Annotated in this window: 12 protein-coding genes; 1 reads left to right on the forward strand and 11 read right to left on the reverse strand. The window is 69.4% G+C overall.

The window, feature by feature from the left end; all coding sequences use genetic code 11:
* Nucleotides 1-44: 44 nt before the first annotated feature.
* From Saso_RS12720 to Saso_RS12770, 11 genes are all read right to left on the reverse strand, one after another.
* The gene (locus Saso_RS12720) at nucleotides 45-1,994 is read right to left on the reverse strand and encodes a TIGR03960 family B12-binding radical SAM protein (RefSeq protein ID WP_189917720.1); all 1,950 of its coding nucleotides are present in this window, start codon (nucleotides 1,992-1,994) and stop codon (nucleotides 45-47) included.
* Between the two features lie 123 nt (nucleotides 1,995-2,117).
* Entirely contained in the window at nucleotides 2,118-3,623 is a 1,506-nt protein-coding gene (locus Saso_RS12725) for a CYTH and CHAD domain-containing protein (RefSeq protein WP_189917722.1), read from the reverse strand.
* A 103-nt stretch (nucleotides 3,624-3,726) separates the two neighbouring features.
* On the reverse strand, nucleotides 3,727-4,926 hold the full coding sequence (rodA, locus tag Saso_RS12730) for a rod shape-determining protein RodA (RefSeq protein WP_189917724.1): 1,200 nt from the start codon (nucleotides 4,924-4,926) through the stop codon (nucleotides 3,727-3,729).
* The gene (gene mrdA, locus Saso_RS12735; RefSeq protein ID WP_189917726.1) at nucleotides 4,923-7,172 is read right to left on the reverse strand and encodes a penicillin-binding protein 2; all 2,250 of its coding nucleotides are present in this window, start codon (nucleotides 7,170-7,172) and stop codon (nucleotides 4,923-4,925) included. Before mrdA ends, rodA begins: the two co-directional genes overlap by 4 nt.
* The gene (gene mreD / locus Saso_RS12740; RefSeq protein WP_189917728.1) at nucleotides 7,169-7,840 is read right to left on the reverse strand and encodes a rod shape-determining protein MreD; all 672 of its coding nucleotides are present in this window, start codon (nucleotides 7,838-7,840) and stop codon (nucleotides 7,169-7,171) included. The genes mrdA and mreD overlap by 4 nt, the downstream gene beginning before the upstream one ends.
* 15 nt (nucleotides 7,841-7,855) lie before the next feature.
* On the reverse strand, nucleotides 7,856-8,794 hold the full coding sequence (gene mreC, locus Saso_RS12745; RefSeq protein WP_189917729.1) for a rod shape-determining protein MreC: 939 nt from the start codon (nucleotides 8,792-8,794) through the stop codon (nucleotides 7,856-7,858).
* Nucleotides 8,795-9,001: 207 nt separating this feature from the next.
* Entirely contained in the window at nucleotides 9,002-10,021 is a 1,020-nt protein-coding gene (locus tag Saso_RS12750; protein WP_020127820.1) for a rod shape-determining protein, read from the reverse strand.
* A gap of 233 nt (nucleotides 10,022-10,254) precedes the next feature.
* On the reverse strand, nucleotides 10,255-10,668 hold the full coding sequence (gene ndk / locus Saso_RS12755) for a nucleoside-diphosphate kinase (protein WP_189917730.1): 414 nt from the start codon (nucleotides 10,666-10,668) through the stop codon (nucleotides 10,255-10,257).
* Nucleotides 10,669-10,750: 82 nt separating this feature from the next.
* Entirely contained in the window at nucleotides 10,751-11,116 is a 366-nt protein-coding gene (locus tag Saso_RS12760) for a DUF4233 domain-containing protein (protein ID WP_189917731.1), read from the reverse strand.
* An 11-nt stretch (nucleotides 11,117-11,127) separates the two neighbouring features.
* Nucleotides 11,128-12,660 carry a bifunctional tetrahydrofolate synthase/dihydrofolate synthase gene (gene folC / locus Saso_RS12765; protein WP_189917732.1) on the reverse strand — a complete coding sequence of 511 codons (1,533 nt, stop codon included), beginning with the start codon at nucleotides 12,658-12,660 and terminating at the stop codon, nucleotides 11,128-11,130.
* A 95-nt stretch (nucleotides 12,661-12,755) separates the two neighbouring features.
* Nucleotides 12,756-15,380 (reverse strand): valine--tRNA ligase, encoded by a 2,625-nt coding sequence (locus tag Saso_RS12770; protein WP_189917733.1) that lies wholly within the window; start codon nucleotides 15,378-15,380, stop codon nucleotides 12,756-12,758.
* A 136-nt stretch (nucleotides 15,381-15,516) separates the two neighbouring features.
* Between Saso_RS12770 and Saso_RS12775 the strand changes: the two genes are divergently transcribed.
* Nucleotides 15,517-16,491, forward strand: coding sequence for a hypothetical protein (locus tag Saso_RS12775; RefSeq protein WP_189917734.1), 975 nt, complete (start codon nucleotides 15,517-15,519; stop codon nucleotides 16,489-16,491).
* The last annotated feature ends 380 nt before the right edge of the window (nucleotides 16,492-16,871 follow it).

Below are 16,871 nucleotides of genomic sequence, written 5' to 3' on the forward strand. Positions count from 1 at the left end.
GGGCCGGGGACTTCAGCGGCTCAGTGGCTCGGCAACTCGGCGGCTCAGTGGGCGTGTCCGCTGCCCGCGGGCTGCTTGACCGTCAGCGGCAGCAGCTTCTTGCCGGTCGGGCCGATCTGGATGTGGGTGTCCATGGCCGGGCACACGCCGCAGTCGAAGCAGGGCGTCCAGCGGCAGTCCTCGACCTCGGTCTCGTCGAGGGCGTCCTGCCAGTCCTCCCAGAGCCAGTCCTTGTCGAGGCCCGAGTCCAGGTGGTCCCAGGGCAGGACCTCCTCGTAGGACTTCTCACGGGTGGTGTACCAGTCGACGTCCACACCGAAGGCGGGCAGCGTCTTGTCCGCGCAGGCCATCCAGCGGTCGTACGAGAAGTGCTCGCGCCAGCCGTCGAAGCGGCCGCCGTCCTCGTAGACGGCGCGGATGACGGCGCCGATACGGCGGTCACCGCGCGACAGGAGGCCCTCGACGATGCCGGGCTTGCCGTCGTGGTAGCGGAAGCCGATGGAGCGGCCGTACTTCTTGTCGCCGCGGATCTTGTCGCGGAGCTTCTGGAGACGGGCGTCCGTCTCCTCGGCGGAGAGCTGCGGCGCCCACTGGAACGGGGTGTGCGGCTTCGGCACGAACCCGCCGATCGAGACCGTGCAGCGGATGTCGTTCTGGCCGGAGACCTTGCGGCCCTCGGCGATCACGTTCATCGCCATGTCGGCGATCTGGAGGACGTCGTCGTCGGTCTCCGTCGGCAGACCGCACATGAAGTACAGCTTCACCTGGCGCCAGCCGTTGCCGTACGCGGTGGAGACCGTCCTGATGAGGTCCTCTTCGGAGACCATCTTGTTGATGACCTTGCGCATGCGCTCCGAGCCGCCCTCGGGGGCGAAGGTCAGGCCCGACCGGCGGCCGTTGCGCGTCAGTTCGTTGGCCAGGTCCACGTTGAAGGCGTCGACCCGGGTGGAGGGGAGGGACAGGCCGATCTTGTCCTCCTCGTAGCGGTCCGCGAGGCCCTTGGCGACCTCGCCGATCTCGCTGTGGTCTGCGCTGGACAGCGAGAGCAGGCCCACCTCCTCGAAGCCGGTCGCCTTCAGGCCCTTCTCCACCATGTCGCCGATGCCGGTGATCGACCGCTCGCGCACCGGGCGCGTGATCATGCCGGCCTGGCAGAAGCGGCAGCCGCGGGTGCAGCCGCGGAAGATCTCCACCGACATGCGCTCGTGGACCGTCTCGGCGAGCGGGACCAGCGGTTGCTTGGGGTAGGGCCACTCGTCGAGGTCCATGACCGTGTGCTTGGACACCCGCCACGGGACGCCCGACCTGTTCGGCACCACGCGGGCGATCCGGCCGTCCGGCAGGTACTCGACGTCGTAGAAGCGCGGGATGTACACCGCGCCGGTCTTGGCGAGACGCAGGAGGACCTCCTCGCGGCCGCCCGGCCGGCCCTCCGCCTTCCACTCGCGGATGATCTTCGTCATGTCCAGGACGGCCTGCTCGCCGTCGCCGATGACCGCCGCGTCGATGAAGTCGGCGATCGGCTCGGGGTTGAAGGCCGCGTGCCCGCCGGCCAGCACGATCGGGTCGTCGAGACCCCGGTCCTTCGCCTCCAGGGGGATCCCGGCCAGGTCCAGGGCCGTGAGCATGTTGGTGTAGCCCAGCTCCGTGGAGAAGGACAGCCCGAACACGTCGAAGGCGCCCACCGGGCGGTGGCTGTCGACCGTGAACTGCGGGACGGAGTGCTCCCGCATCAGCGCCTCCAGGTCCGGCCACACGCTGTACGTGCGCTCGGCGAGGACGCCCTCCTGCTCGTTCAGCACCTCGTAGAGGATCATGACGCCCTGGTTGGGCAGGCCGACCTCGTAGGCGTCCGGGTACATGAGCGCCCAGCGGACGTCGCAGGACTCCCAGGGCTTCACGGTGGAGTTGAGCTCGCCGCCCACGTACTGGATCGGCTTCTGCACATGCGGGAGCAAGGCTTCTAGCTGCGGGAAGACCGACTCGACAGACATCGCGGGATTACCTTCGTGAGCTGGCGGGGGGCGCCCCCGGCCGAGGGCCGGAGGAAGGGAGACCATCAAGCGTAACCCGACCGGAGCACTCCCCCGCCCCCGCGAAAGCCCGCCGCCGACGGGCTAAACCTCCATCGACGCCTGTGTGGCCGCCCACACCTGCGGCAGTGCCTCCTCCGCCAGGTCGGCCCGCCCCTCCTCACGGCCGTAGAGCAGTCCGTACGTGAAGGCGCTCTCCCCCGCGGCGTGCGCCACGGCCGACAGCTCGCGCAGGGTCTGCCGCGCCATGACGCTGTCCTGGTGCTCACCGAGCAGGCTCTGCAACGATTTCATGCACTTGGCCAGGGTCTTGGCCGCCCCGCCGACGGCCGGGGTGGCGGTCTCCGCCGCGTAGCGGGTCCGCTTGGCCTTCTTGCGCGCCTCGTGCATGGCCTCGTCGCGGCCGTGTCCGGGCGGCTGCTCCAGGGCCTCCCCGACGAGCGCGGACACCTTGTCGAAGTCCTTGCGCACGGCCTTGGCCAGCACCTTGTCCGGCTTCCTGGCCGCGGCCTTCCGCGTGGGCGGATCGCCGACCACGGCGTCCAGCGTGTCGAGGAGCGTCAGATAACGCGGTGAGTCGAGCACACCGAGCAGCCGGCGGCGCGAACCGTGTTCGCCGGCCTTGGCCCAGGAGTGCAGCCGCTCGTTCACCGGCCCGGAGACGAGCGCGGAGGGCAGTTCGCCGAGGGCCGTGCCCAGCCGCTCGGCCAGCACCTCGTGATCGCGGCCCACCCCCAACTCCCCTGCCAGCCACTTCAGTTCGGCGCCGATCGGGTCGGTCACCTCCCGGTCGAGGACCTTGTGGAAGGAGCGGAACGTGCTGCGCAGGCGGCGGGTGGCGACCCGCATGTCGTGGACCGCCTCCTCGGCGTCCCGGCGCACCGCGGGGTCCAGCTCGACGATCGCGTCGCGCTGGGCGCGGATGTACGCCATGACGTGGTCCCCGGCGGTGACCGGCTCGGCGGGGCCGGTGTCCCGGGGCCGCGGATGCCCGCCCTTGGTCTCCGCAAGGGCCCGCGCCAGCTTCGACGCCGAGCGGGACGGCCGTACGCCCGCCTTGCGCAGCCGCTTCTCCACCTTGTCGAGGAAGGCCGGGTCGCCGCCGTCGGCGAGCTCCACCTCGATCTCGGTCCACTGGGCGCTGCCCTCGCCGCCGAACAGCCGGTCGGCGCGTACGGCGTCCACGCTGGCCTCGGCGAGCAGCCGGCCACGGGCGTCGACGAGGTCGCGGACGTCACGGCTGGAGCGCAGCCGCACCACGGGCACGAGCTGCCCCTCGCGGACCCGGGAGCGGACCAGTCCGGCGAGTTCGTCGGGTACGGCGTCGGAGAGGGAGGCCCGGATCTCGTCCCGGACTCCGGGCCCGACGGGCAGTTTCAGGTGCCAGCCGGCGTCGGAGCCCCCGGTACGGCGGCGCAGCGTGATCGAGGCCGAGGCCAGACGCAGGTCGGAGGTGTCGTAGTAGGTCGCGTCCAGCTCGGCGACGCCTCTGTCGAGGACGGACGCGACACCCCCGGCACCGGTCAGGTCGGGCAGGCCGCTCTCGTCGGATTCGTACTTGCGCTCGATCTCGCGTTTCGTCTCCGTCATGAACCGAACCTAGTCCGAGTCGGGCCCGAACGGCAGTGCGCCCGGGACCCGAATCACGGTCCGGGCCACCGAAAGCGCGAGGTCCGGCGTGTTCTCGCGCCTCTCAGGCCGACATGGGCCGCTGCACCCGGATGGACTGGAGCAGCCCCACGGCCACCCAGACCGCGAACATGGACGTACCGCCGTAGGAGACGAACGGCAGCGGCAGACCCGTCACCGGCATGATCCCGAGGGTCATCCCGATGTTCTCGAAGGACTGGAAGGCGAACCAGGCGACGATACCCGCGGCGACGACCGTGCCGTAGAGCTCCGTCGTCTCACGCGCTATGCGGCAGGCGCGCCAGAGCACCACACCGAGCAGGACGATGATCAGGCCCGCGCCCAGGAAGCCCAGCTCCTCGCCCGCGACGGTGAAGACGAAGTCCGTCTGCTGCTCGGGAACGAACTGGCCCGTCGTCTGCGAGCCGTGGAACAGCCCGGCGCCTGAGAGGCCGCCGGAGCCGATCGCGATGCGGGCCTGGTTGGTGTTGTAGCCGACGCCCGCGGGGTCGAGGCTGGGGTTGGCGAAGGCGGCGAAGCGGGCGATCTGGTACTCGTCCAGGACGTGCAGCTGCCAGACCGCGACGGCGCCGGCCGCGCCCGCGCCGAGGAGTCCGAAGACCCAGCGGTTGGAGGCGCCGGAGGCCAGCAGCACGCCCAGCACGATCATCACCATCACCATGACCGACCCGAGGTCGGGCATCAGCATGACGATCAGCATGGGGACGGCCGCGAGACCGAGGGCCTGGAGCACCGTGCGGTGGTCGGGGTAGAGCTTGTCACCGGCGTCGACCCGGGCCGCGAGCAGCATCGCCATGCCCAGAATGATCGTGATCTTCACGAACTCCGAGGGCTGGAGCGAGAAACCGCCGCCGATCACGATCCACGAGTGCGCGCCGTTGACCGTCGAGCCCAGCGGGGTCAGCACGGCCAGAATGCCCATGAGCGAGAGGCCGTACAGGACCGGCACCGCGTTGCGCAGGGTGCGGTGGCCCAGCCAGATCGTGCCGATCATCAGGCAGATCCCGATGCCGGTGTTCATCAGGTGCCGGATGAGGAAGTAGTACGGGTCGCCCTGGTTGATCTCGGTGCGGTTGCGGGTCGCCGAGAAGACCAGGAGGGAACCGATCAGCGACAGGGCGATCGCCGACATCAGTATCGGCCAGTCCAGCCGCCGGGCCACCGAGTCCCGGGCGAAGACCCGGGTCCAGCCGGCCCGCTCGGGCCCGTATCCGGAGACGGAGAAACCGTTCGCGCCGGTCATGTGCACATCCTCCGGCTTCCCCTCTTCCGCCGTCGCCTGCGGGTGTCGCGGTTGGTGCTGGTGTTCTGCTGTGCGGTGCCCGCGGGCTGGCTCTCGTCCGGCGTCGGCGCGGTCTGCTGGCTGGCGCGCTGCTCCTTCGCCGGGTCCTTGGAGACCTTCGGGGCCTTGATGGTGCCGTCGGCCTGGACCTTCGGCAGGCCGACCTGCGGGGAGGGCAGCAGGGCGTTCTTCTTGTCGATCTTGCCGTCGTCGGAGACGCCGTACATCGCGTTGTAGATGTGCCGCACGGCCTCACCGGAGGCGCCCGAACCGGTACCGGCCTGGGCGATCGTCATGATGACCGTGTAGTCCTTGCTGTACGTGGCGAGCCAGGACGTCGTCTGCTTGCCGTAGACCTCCGCGGTACCGGTCTTGGCGTGCAGCGGGATCTCCTCCTGCGGCCAGCCGCCGAACTTCCAGGCGGCGGTACCCCGGGTGACCACGCCCTCCAGGGCGGCGTCCATGCCCTTGATCGTGGCCTTGTCGACCGGAAGCCGGCCCTTGGGCTTGGGCTTGATCTCCTGGACGGTCTTCCCGTCGGCGCTGACGATGGCCTTGCCGATGGTCGGGGTGTACATCGTGCCGCCGTTGGCGAGAGCCCCGTAGATCACGGCCTCCTGGATCGGGGTGACGAGGGTGTCGCCCTGACCGATGGAGTAGTTGATCGAGTCGCCCTCACGCATCTTGTTGCCCTCGAGGCAGTTCTCGTACGCGATCATCTCGACGTACGTGCCGCCCTTCTTGCCGTACTTGCACCAGGAGTCCTTGTTGGCCTTCCAGTAGGACTCCTTCCACTGGCGGTCCGGGACCCGGCCGGTCACCTCGTTGGGGAGGTCGACGCCGGTCTCCTGGCCGAGGCCGAACTGGTGGGCCGCCTTGTAGAAGTAGTCCTTGGGCTCACCCTTCTTCGGGTTGATGCCGCCGTCCTTCTTCCACTCCCGGTCCGCCAGGCCGTAGAAGACGGTGTCGCAGGAGACCTCCAGGGCCCGGCCGAGCGAGATCGGGCCGAAGCTCTCCCCCTCGAAGTTCTTGAAGACCTGGCCGCCCACCGAGTAGGAACTGGTGCACGGGTAGCCGCCGTCCCACTCGTAGCCCGCCTCGACCGCGGCGGCCGTGGAGACCACCTTGAACGTCGAACCCGGTGCCGACTGACCCTGTATGGCCCGGTTGAGCAGCGGGTAGTCGGAGGTCTTGCCGGTGAGCTTCTTGTAGTCCTTGGCGGAGATGCCGCCGACCCAGACGTTGGGGTCGTAGGCCGGGGCGGAGGCCATGGCGACGACCCGGCCGGTCTTGGCCTCCATCACCACGACCGCGCCGGAGTCGGCCTTGTAGTTCTCGCCGGTGATCTTGTCGAACTGGGTGCGGGCGATCTTCATCGCGTTGTTCAGTTCGTACTCGGCGACCCGTTGGACGCGGGCGTCGATGCTGGTGACGAGGTTGGAACCGGGCTGCGCCTCGTCCGCCTCGGCCTCGCCGATGACCCGGCCGAGGTTGTCCACCTCGTAGCGGGTGACGCCGGCCTTGCCACGCAGCTGCTTGTCGTACTGGCGCTCCAGGCCGCTGCGGCCGACCTGGTCGGAGCGCAGGTAGGGCGAGTCGGTGTCCTGGGCCTTGGTGATCTCGTCGTCGGTGACCGGGGAGAGGTAGCCGAGGACCTGCGCGGTGTTGGCGTTGCCGGGGGCCGCGTAGCGGCGCACGGCCTCGGGCTCGGCGGTGATGCCGGGGAAGTCCTCGGCACGCTCGCGGATCTGGAGCGCCTGCTTGGCGGTGGCCTCGTCGGTGATGGGGATCGGCTGGTAGGGCGAGCCGTTCCAGCAGGGCTGGGGGGTCTTCGCGTCGCACAGCCGGACCTTCTGGGCGACCTCGTCGGGCTTCATGCCGAGGACGCCCGCCAGCTTGGTCAGGACCGCCTTGCCGTCGTCCTTCTGCTTCAGCAGGTCGGTACGGGAGGCGGAGACCACCAGGCGGGTCTCGTTGTCCGCGAGGGCCACCCCGCGCGCGTCCAGGATCGAGCCGCGCACGGCGGGTTCGACGACCTGCTGCACGTGGTTGCCGGAGGCCTCCTTGGCGTACGCGGCGCCCTCCCGGATCTGGAGGTACCACAGGCGGCCGCCGAGCGTGCCGAGCAGGGAGAGGACGAGGATCTGGATCACGACGAGCCTGATCTGGACCCGTGGGGTCCGACCGGTCTCGGGAATGTTGGTCACAGCCGCTTGACCCCCTTGATGCGTCCCGCCCGGGTCGCCCGCGACCTGGCGGCCTTCAGCTTGAGTCCGCCGCGCTGCCCGCCGATCCTCAGACCCGTCCCCGAGGAGAGCCAGCCCGAGGAGATGTCGGGGCTCTTGGCGGCGGAGTTGGTCTCGGCGAGCGGGTCGTTGTCGGCGCGCCGCGCCAGGAACATGACCGCGGGGACGACGAACGGGGCGAGCAGCAGGTCGTACAGGGCGGCCGTGAACAGCAGTCCCGTCAGGCCCACGTGACGGGCCGCGGTGTCGCCGACCAGGGCGCCCACCCCGGCGTACAGCAGGGTGGAGCCGATGGCGGCTCCGACCACGACGACCATCGGACCGGTGGCGGACTTGATCTGGCCGCTCTCGGGCTTGATCAGCCCGGCGAGGTAGCCGATCACGCACAGCACCAGGGCGTAGCGGCCGGCGGCGTGGTCGGCGGGCGGGGCGAGGTCGGCGAGGAGACCGGCGCCGAAGCCGATGAGGGCCCCGCCGACATGGCCGTAGACCATGGCCAGGCCCAGCACGGTGAGCAGGAGCAGATCGGGTACGGCGCCCGGGAGGTGGAGGCGGGCGAGGACGCTCACCTGGATCACCAGGGCGACGACGACGAGCGGGACGGAGAGCAGGATCCGGTTGACGCGCATGGGGGTTGTCAGCTCCTACTGCTGCTGGCCGTCTACGGGTGCGTTCGCGTTCGGAGTGACCGTGACGGTCACCGTCGGCGTGGGGACCGGTTTGGGCTTCGAGGGGAGCACGGTGTCGCGCGGGTCCTTCTTCGGGGCCTCGACGACCACGCCCACGATGTCGAGCTTGGTGTAGCTGACGTACGGCGTGACGTAGAGGGTGCGGGTGAGGTCGCCGCCGGAGGGGTCGACCCGGGAGACGACGCCGACCGGGACACCGGGGACGAAGGGCTTGTCGGCCTGCGAGCCGAAGGTGACCAGACGGTCGCCCTTCTTCACGTCGGCCTTGCCGTTGAGGAGTTCGACGCGCAGCGGCCGGTCGCCCTGCCCGGAGGCGAAACCGAGCTCGTCGGACGCCTCCATCCGGGTGCCGACGGTGAAGTCGGGGTCGTTGGCCAGCAGCACGGTCGCGGTGTGCGGGCCGACGGTGGTGACCCGCCCGACCAGCCCTTCGCCGTTCAGGACCGTCATGTCGCGCCGGACGCCGTCGTTCGCGCCCACGTCGATGGTGATGGTCCAGGAGAAGCCCTGGGCCGCTCCTATCGCGATGACCTCCGCGCCCTTGATGCCGTACTGGCCCGTACCGGCGATCTTCAGCATCTTGTCGAGCTGGGCCAGACGGCTGCGGTTGCGGTCGTCGCTGCCGAGTTTCGCCTTGAGGGCCGCGTTCTCCTTCTCCAGCGCGGTGAGCCGGTCGTGGCGCTCACCGGAGTCGCGGACGGCGGAGACGGCGTTGCCGACGGGATCCACCGCCGACGACACGCCGTTCTCGATCGGACCGAAGGCCGCGGCCGCGGCCTGCCGGGCACCGTCGACCGGCGAGTCCTCACCACCCCGGATGTCCACCGTGATCAGCGCGAACGCTACGGCGATCAGCAGCACCAGGAGCAGCCGGCTCTCTCGTGTGTCCCTCACGTGCGGCGGCCGTGCCCTTCCTCGAGAAAAAACCAAGAACAGGAATCAGGAAGCAGGTGTCGACGAGCAGTTGTCGAAAGCGGTTCGGGAATTGCGGTAGCCCCGGGCCAGGATGACCAAGGGCGCTTTGTGGGAGCTTATGCCTCTATGTCAACGATCCGCCGCACGAGAGGGGATCATCCCGTACGGCGGAACCGAAGCGTTACGTCATCTGCGGGGCGCGGCGTCCAGGACCTGCTGGAGCGCCTCGAACTCCTCGACACACTTCCCGGAGCCGAGCGCCACGCTGTCCAGCGGGTCCTCGGCGATGTGGATGGGCATGCCGGTCTCCCGGCGCAGCCGCTCGTCCAGACCGCGCAGCAGCGCTCCGCCGCCGGTCAGGACGATCCCGCGGTCCATGATGTCGCCGGACAGCTCCGGCGGACACTTGTCGAGGGTGGTCTTCACGGCGTCGACGATCGCGTTGACGGGTTCCTCGATCGCCTTGCGCACCTCGGCGGCCGAGATGACGACGGTCTTGGGCAGCCCGGAGACGAGGTCACGGCCGCGGATTTCGGTGTGCTGGTCGTCGTCGAGGTCGTAGGCCGAACCGATCGTGATCTTGATCTGTTCGGCGGTCCGCTCACCGAGGAGGAGGCTGTACTCCTTCTTGATGTGCTGGATGATCGCGTTGTCCAGTTCATCGCCCGCCACGCGGATGGACTGGGCGGTGACGATGCCGCCGAGCGAGATGACCGCGACCTCCGTGGTGCCGCCGCCGATGTCCACCACCATGTTGCCCGTGGCCTCGTGGACCGGCAGGCCGGAGCCGATGGCAGCGGCCATGGGCTCCTCGATGATGTGCACCTGACGGGCGCCGGCCTGGGTCGACGCCTCGATGACGGCGCGGCGCTCGACACCCGTAATGCCCGAGGGCACACAGACGACGACCCGCGGCCGAGCCAGATACCTCCGCTTGTGGATCTTCAGGATGAAGTAGCGGAGCATCCGCTCGGTGATCTCGAAGTCGGCGATCACACCGTCCTTCAGCGGACGCACGGCAACGATGTTGCCGGGCGTGCGCCCGATCATCTTCTTCGCTTCCGCGCCGACCGCGAGGATGCCACCGGTGTTGGTGTTGATCGCGACGACGGACGGCTCGTTGAGTACGATCCCGCGACCCCTGACGTACACCAGCGTGTTGGCGGTCCCGAGGTCGACAGCCATGTCACGGCCGATGAACGACATTGAGTTCCCCATCAGGATTCGACTGGCCTTCCATGAGCTTTGAGGGCTTATCAGGTCGGCGAGGTGGGTGCTGTGACGTGAAGGCTTCCATCGTAAACGCGCCTGCACGAACACTGCGGAGCGGTCTCCGCCATTGTTTGCAGATGCTGTGAGGGTTCGCTTCCGGAGACGGGCGTTCGGGGGCTCACGTTCCCTCGATCGCCCGCTTCAGACCCTTCGTCCCGCTGTCGGGGTCAGACCCGGCCGGGAAAGAAGATCTTCACCTCGCGCTCCGCGGACTCCTCGGAGTCGGAGGCGTGGACGAGGTTCTCGCGCACGATCACACCGAAGTCCCCGCGGATCGAGCCCGGGGCGGCGGCGATCGGGTCGGTCGGGCCGGCGAGCGCGCGCACGCCCTCGATGACCCGCTCGCCCTCGACGATCAGCGCGACGACCGGACCCGAGGCCATGAACGCCACCAGCGGCTCGTAGAAGGGCTTGCCCTTGTGCTCGCCGTAGTGCTGCTCCAGCGTCTCCTGGTCCAGGGTGCGCAGCTCCAGCGCGGTGATCTGCCAGCCCGCCTTGCGCTCGATGCGGCTGATGATCTCGCCGGTCAGGCCACGACGGACGGCGTCGGGCTTGAGCAGGACGAGGGTGCGCTGGCTCACGAGGGGACTCCTTCTGCTGCCGGTGTGTTCTACAGCCGGTGTGTGCGGTGGGATGAGGTTACAGGTCGTGTCCGGGCCGCTGTCACGCAGCGTCAGCACTACCGGCCGGGGCCTGCCCGGCCTGGGCGGCGAAGCGCGCCTTCGCCTCGTCGACCTTGCGTCCGAAGTGCACGGACGCCCACCACAGGGCGGCGAAGAGCACCCCCAGGAAGAACATGATCGGCACGAAGAAGCCGGACGCGACGAGCGCGATCTGGAGCGCCCAGCCGAGGGCGACGCCCCCGGGCCGGGTGACCATGCCGCACAGCAGCAGGCTGAGGAGCATGGCGATGCCGCACACCGTCCACACCGTGGAGGTCGACAGGTCGGCGTCCTTCATGGCGACCAGACCGGCGAAGCCGATCACGAAGAACTCGCCGATCAGGGTCGATGAGCAGAGCGTACGCATGATGGGGGACCTCAGCCCTTCCGGAGGAGCAGCCGGGCTTCGCCGACCGTGATGACGGAACCGGTGACCAGCACCGCTCCGCCCGCGAACTCGCCCTCCTCCTCGGCGAGCGTGACCGCCGCCTCCAGAGCGTCGGGCAGCCTCGGCTCGACCTGGACACGGTCGTCGCCGAACACCTCGACGGCGATCGCGGCCAGTTCGTCGGCGTCCATGGCGCGGTGACTGGAGTTCTGCGTGACGACGACCTCCGCGAAGATCGGCTCGAAGGCCTCCAGGAGCCCGCGGACGTTCTTGTCGCCGCTGGCCCCGACCACGCCGATCAGCCGGCTGAAGTCGAAGGCCTCACCGACGGCCTCGGCGGTGGCACGGGCGCCGGCCGGGTTGTGGGCGGCGTCGAGGACCACGGTCGGGGAACGCCGTACGACCTCCAGGCGGCCCGGCGAGGAGACGGCCGCGAAGGCCTTGCGGACCGTGTCGGTGTCGAGCGGTTCGGGGCGCTGGGATCCGACGCCGAAGAACGCCTCGACGGCGGCGAGCGCGACGGCCGCGTTGTGCGCCTGGTAGGGGCCGTGCAGCGGCAGGTACACCTCGGGGTACTCGCCGCCGAGGCCGCGCAGGGTGACGAGCTGCCCGCCGACGGCCACCTGACGGGCGACGACGCCGAACTCCAGCCCCTCCCGGGCCACGGTCGCGTCGACCTCGACCGCCTTCTTCAGCAGCACCTGGGCCGCGTCGACGGGCTGCTGGGCCAGGATGACGGTGGCGTCCTGCTTGATGATCCCGCTCTTCTCGGCGGCGATCTCGCCGGTCGTCCCCCCGAGCCGGTCGGTGTGGTCCAGGTCGATGGGCGTGACGACGGCGACGTCACCGTCGATGACGTTGGTGGCGTCCCACTCGCCACCCATCCCGACCTCCACGACGGCGACGTCGACCGGCGCGTCCGAGAACGCGGCGTACGCCATGCCGGTGAGCACCTCGAAGAAGGACAGCCGGTACTCCTGCATGCCGTCGACCATCTCGACGTACGGCTTGATGTCCTGGTACGTCTCGATGAACCGCTCGGCGGAGATCGGCGCCCCGTCCAGGCTGATCCGCTCGGTGACCGACTGGACGTGCGGGCTCGTGTACCGGCCCGTGCGCAGTTCGAAGGCGTTGAGGAGCGCCTCGATCATGCGGGCGGTGGAGGTCTTGCCGTTCGTCCCGGTGATGTGGATCGAGGGGTACGAGCGCTGCGGGTCCCCCAGGACGTCCATCAGCGCGGCGATGCGGGTGACGGAGGGCTCCAGCTTGGTCTCGCCCCAGCGGGTGGCCAGCTCCGCCTCGACCTCGCGCAGGGCCTTGTCGACCTCGGGGTCCTCGGGTCGCACGGGCACGTCGGCCTGCGGCGCGCCGCCCTGGGTGCGCAGGGTCCGGCTGCCGGCCTCGATGACCGCGAGGTCGGGGTCGCGGTCGGTCTCCTCGGCCACGATCTCGTCGAAGGGGTCGAGGGGGTCGAAGGGTGCGGGCAGGTCGTCTGGGTTGCCGTTCGGGGGGAGCTCGCTCACGGGGCCAGTCTACGGACGGCCGGTGCCGGACGTGGGCGAAGGCCCCCGGGCCGTGAGGTCCCGGGGGCCTTCGTCGTCCTGGCGCGGCCGGCGCCTCACGCCTGCGGCAGGCGCTCCAGCTGGCTCTGGATCCGCGCGATGTCCTCGTCCGCCTTGGTGAGGCGGCCGCGGATCTTGTCGACCACGTTGTCCGGGGCCTTCGCGAGGAACGCCTCGTTGCCGAGCTTGGCGACCGCCTGGGCCTTCTCCTTCTCGGCCGCCGCCAGGTCCTTGGCCAGGCGCTTGCGCTCCGCGGCCACGTCGATCGTGCCGGACAGGTCCAGCGCGACCGTGGCGCCCGCGACGGGCAGGGTCGCCGTCGCGGAGAACTCCTCGCCCTCCGGCTGGAGACGCAGCAGCTGGCGGATGGCGGCCTCGTGGGGCGCCAGCGCCGTGCCGTCGAGCGTCAGCCGGGCGGGGACCCGCTGACCGGGCTGGAGGCCCTGGTCGGCGCGGAAGCGGCGGACCTCGGTGATCACCGACTGGAGGCTTTCGATCTCCTTCTCGGCGGCCGCGTCCCGGAACCCGCTGTCCGTGGGCCACTGCGCGATGACGACGGACTCACCGCCGGTGAGCGTGGTCCACAGCGTCTCGGTGACGAACGGGACGATCGGGTGGAGCAGCTTGAGCGTGACGTCGAGGACCTCGCCGAGCACCCGGCCGGAGACCTTCGCGGGCTCGCCGCCGGCCATGAACGTCGTCTTCGACAGCTCGACGTACCAGTCGAAGACCTCGTCCCAGGCGAAGTGGAACAGCGCGTCGGAGAGCTTCGCGAACTGGTAGTCCTCGTACAGCGCGTCCACTTCGGCGACGACGGAGTTGAGGCGGGAGAGGATCCAGCGGTCGGTCGCCGAGAGCTTGGAGGCGTCCGGCAGCGGACCGTCGACCGTGGCGCCGTTCATCAGCGCGAAGCGCGTGGCGTTCCAGATCTTGTTGGCGAAGTTGCGGGAGCCCTGGACCCAGTCCTCGCCGATCGGGACGTCGACCCCGGGGTTGGCGCCGCGCGCCAGCGTGAACCGGAGCGCGTCGGAGCCGTACTTGTCCATCCAGTCCAGCGGGTTGACCGCGTTACCGAAGGACTTCGACATCTTCTTGCCGAACTGGTCACGGACCATGCCGTGCAGGGCGATCGTGTGGAACGGCGGGGTGCCGTCCATCGCGTACAGGCCGAACATCATCATCCGGGCGACCCAGAAGAAGAGGATGTCGTAGCCGGTGACCAGGACGGAGTTCGGGTAGAACTTCGCGAGCGACTCGGTCTGTTCGGGCCAGCCCAGGGTGGAGAAGGGCCACAGGCCGGAGGAGAACCAGGTGTCGAGGACGTCGGTGTCCTGACGCCAGCCCTCGCCGGTCGGCGCTTCGTCGTCGGGACCGACGCAGACGACCTCGCCGTTCGGGCCGTACCAGACGGGAATGCGGTGGCCCCACCACAACTGCCGCGAGATGCACCAGTCGTGGAGGTTGTCGACCCAGTCGAAGTACCGCTTCTCCATCTCCTGGGGGTGGATCTTGACGCGGCCGTCACGGACGGCGTCACCGGCGGCCTTCGCCAGCGGGCCGACCTTGACCCACCACTGCATGGACAGGCGCGGCTCGATGGTGGTCTTGCAGCGCGAACAGTGGCCGACGGAGTGGGAGTAGGGCCGCTTCTCGGCGACGATCCGGCCCTCGGCGCGCAGGGCGGCGACGATGGCGGAGCGGGCCTCGAGCCGGTCCAGGCCCTGGAAGGGACCGTGGGCGGTGATGACGGCGTGCTCGTCCATGACGGTGAGCGACGGCAGGTTGTGGCGCTGGCCGATCTCGAAGTCGTTCGGGTCGTGCGCCGGAGTCACCTTGACGGCTCCCGTGCCGAACTCCGGGTCGACGTGGGTGTCCGCGACGACCGGGATGGAACGGTCGGTCAGCGGAAGACGGATCTCCTTGCCGACCAGGTGCTTGTAGCGCTCGTCGTCGGGGTGGACGGCGACGGCCGTGTCCCCGAGCATCGTCTCGGCGCGGGTCGTGGCGACGACGATGGTGTCGTCGCCCTCGCCGTACTTCATGGAGACGAGCTCACCGTCGTCGTCCTGGTACTCGACCTCGATGTCGGAGATCGCGGTGAGACAGCGCGGGCACCAGTTGATGATGCGCTCGGCACGGTAGATGAGCTCGTCGTCGTAGAGCCGCTTGAAGATGGTCTGGACGGCCTGGGAGAGGCCCTCGTCCATGGTGAAGCGCTCGCGCGACCACGCGACGCCGTCTCCCAGGCGGCGCATCTGGCCGCTGATCTGGCCGCCGGACTCGCCCTTCCACTGCCAGACCCGCTCGACGAACGCCTCACGGCCCAGGTCGTGGCGGGACTTGCCCTCCTTGCCCAGCTCCCTCTCGACGACGTTCTGCGTGGCGATGCCGGCGTGGTCCATGCCGGGCTGCCACAGCGTCTCGAAGCCCTGCATGCGCTTCCTGCGGGTGAGGGCGTCGATGAGGGTGTGCTCGAAGGCGTGCCCGAGGTGCAGGCTTCCGGTGACGTTCGGCGGCGGGATGACGATCGTGTACGGAGGCTTCTCGCTCTTCGCGTCGGCCTCGAAGTAACCCCGCTCCACCCAGCGCTCGTACAGCGGCCCCTCTACGTCGGCCGGCGCGTACTGGGTCGGCAGTTCGGTGGGGGGCGCTGATGGCTGCTGATGAGCGTTCTCGGTCACGGGCCCAGTTTAGGGGTGTCACGGCGCCGTCCCGAAACGTGTTTGCTGTGTAACGGTGCGGGCCCCGCCGCCGTGCAGGTGTGAGCTTTGAGCCAGGATGTGAAAATCACATAAGCATCTGGAGGGGAACCCAGAAATGAGTCACAACCAGCCGGGCCCGTACGGCGGGCAGCCCCAGCAGCCCGGACCGTACGGCCAGCCAGGTCCCTACGGCCAGCCGCCGCAGGCGCCCCAGCCCGGCTACGGCCACCCCCAGCAGCCCCCCGCTCCGCAGCCCGGCTACGGCTACCCGGCCCAGCCGCCGCAGGGCGTCCCCCCGCAGACCCCGCCCTACGGCCAGCAGCCGCCGTACGGCCAGCCCCCCACCCCGCCCTACGGCCAGCAGCCGCAGTACGGTCAGCCTCCCTACGGCGTACCGCAGCCCCCGGCGCCGGGCGGCGGCGGCAAGAAGGCGGGCATCGTCATCGGCGCGATCGCGGTCGTGGCGGCGATCGGGGTGGGCGCGTACTTCGTGCTCGGCGGCAGCCCGGGCGCGGGCCTCGAGGACGACGGCCCGCACAAGCTGACGGCCCCGGCCTCCCTCGTGTCGAACAAGTACAAGCGGATGGGGGACTCCAAGGAGGAGAAGGCCAGCACGAGCGACGAGAAGGACCTTGCCAAGGCGGGCGTCAGCAAGGCCACTTCCATCGGCGCCATCTACTCCACCATCGATCTGACGTCCATCGACACCACGGACCCGTCCGAGCTCGCGAAGACGCAGACTGCGGAGAACGTGACGTTTTTCGGCGTCTACGGAACAGTGAAGGACCCCGAGCAGGCTCTCGACACCACCCTGGCCCAGATGAAGTCCGGATCCGACGAGGACGTGAAGCTGATCGGAGATGCCGAGACGGTCACTCCCGACGGTCTCGACGGAGCTGTGATGAAGTGCCAACAGGCCGAAAGCTCGAACGAGGTCACCAAGAAGACCCAGAAGACCTACATGTGCATCTGGGCGGACTACAGCACCATGGGCGTGGTCGAGCCGACCGCGGGCTCCAAGACGTACACGCTGGACGAGTCGGCGGAGATCGCAGCAGGCGTACGCAAGGAAGCCCGCGTCAAGGCCTGACGGAGGCAACCCGCGGGAGAACACACGCCACCGGACTTGTCCGCTTCGCTAGCATGGCCACGTCAACGAAGAGGCCAACGGGGGTATTCATGCGTAACCGGCTCTCCTTGCTCATCGCGGCGTCCACGGCGGCACTGGTGATACCCGTCATATCCACGCCCGCAGCGGCTGCCACTTACGAGGACTCTTGTTTTAGCGCCGGTGTCGCCGTGGCCGGGGCGAGCGGCGGAGGCAGGTGGGACTACGCAAGCCGGACGAAGCTGGACCCGATGACTCTGTTCGTCACAGACAGGAAGGCGGACGGACACAGTGTGGGGGTACGACTCGTCACGCGGAGGAGCGACGGCACGAATGCCTACTGGGCGTGGCACCGTGTCTAC

Origin of the sequence: Streptomyces asoensis (assembly GCF_016860545.1) — a bacterium.
GTDB classification, from domain to species: domain Bacteria; phylum Actinomycetota; class Actinomycetes; order Streptomycetales; family Streptomycetaceae; genus Streptomyces; species Streptomyces asoensis.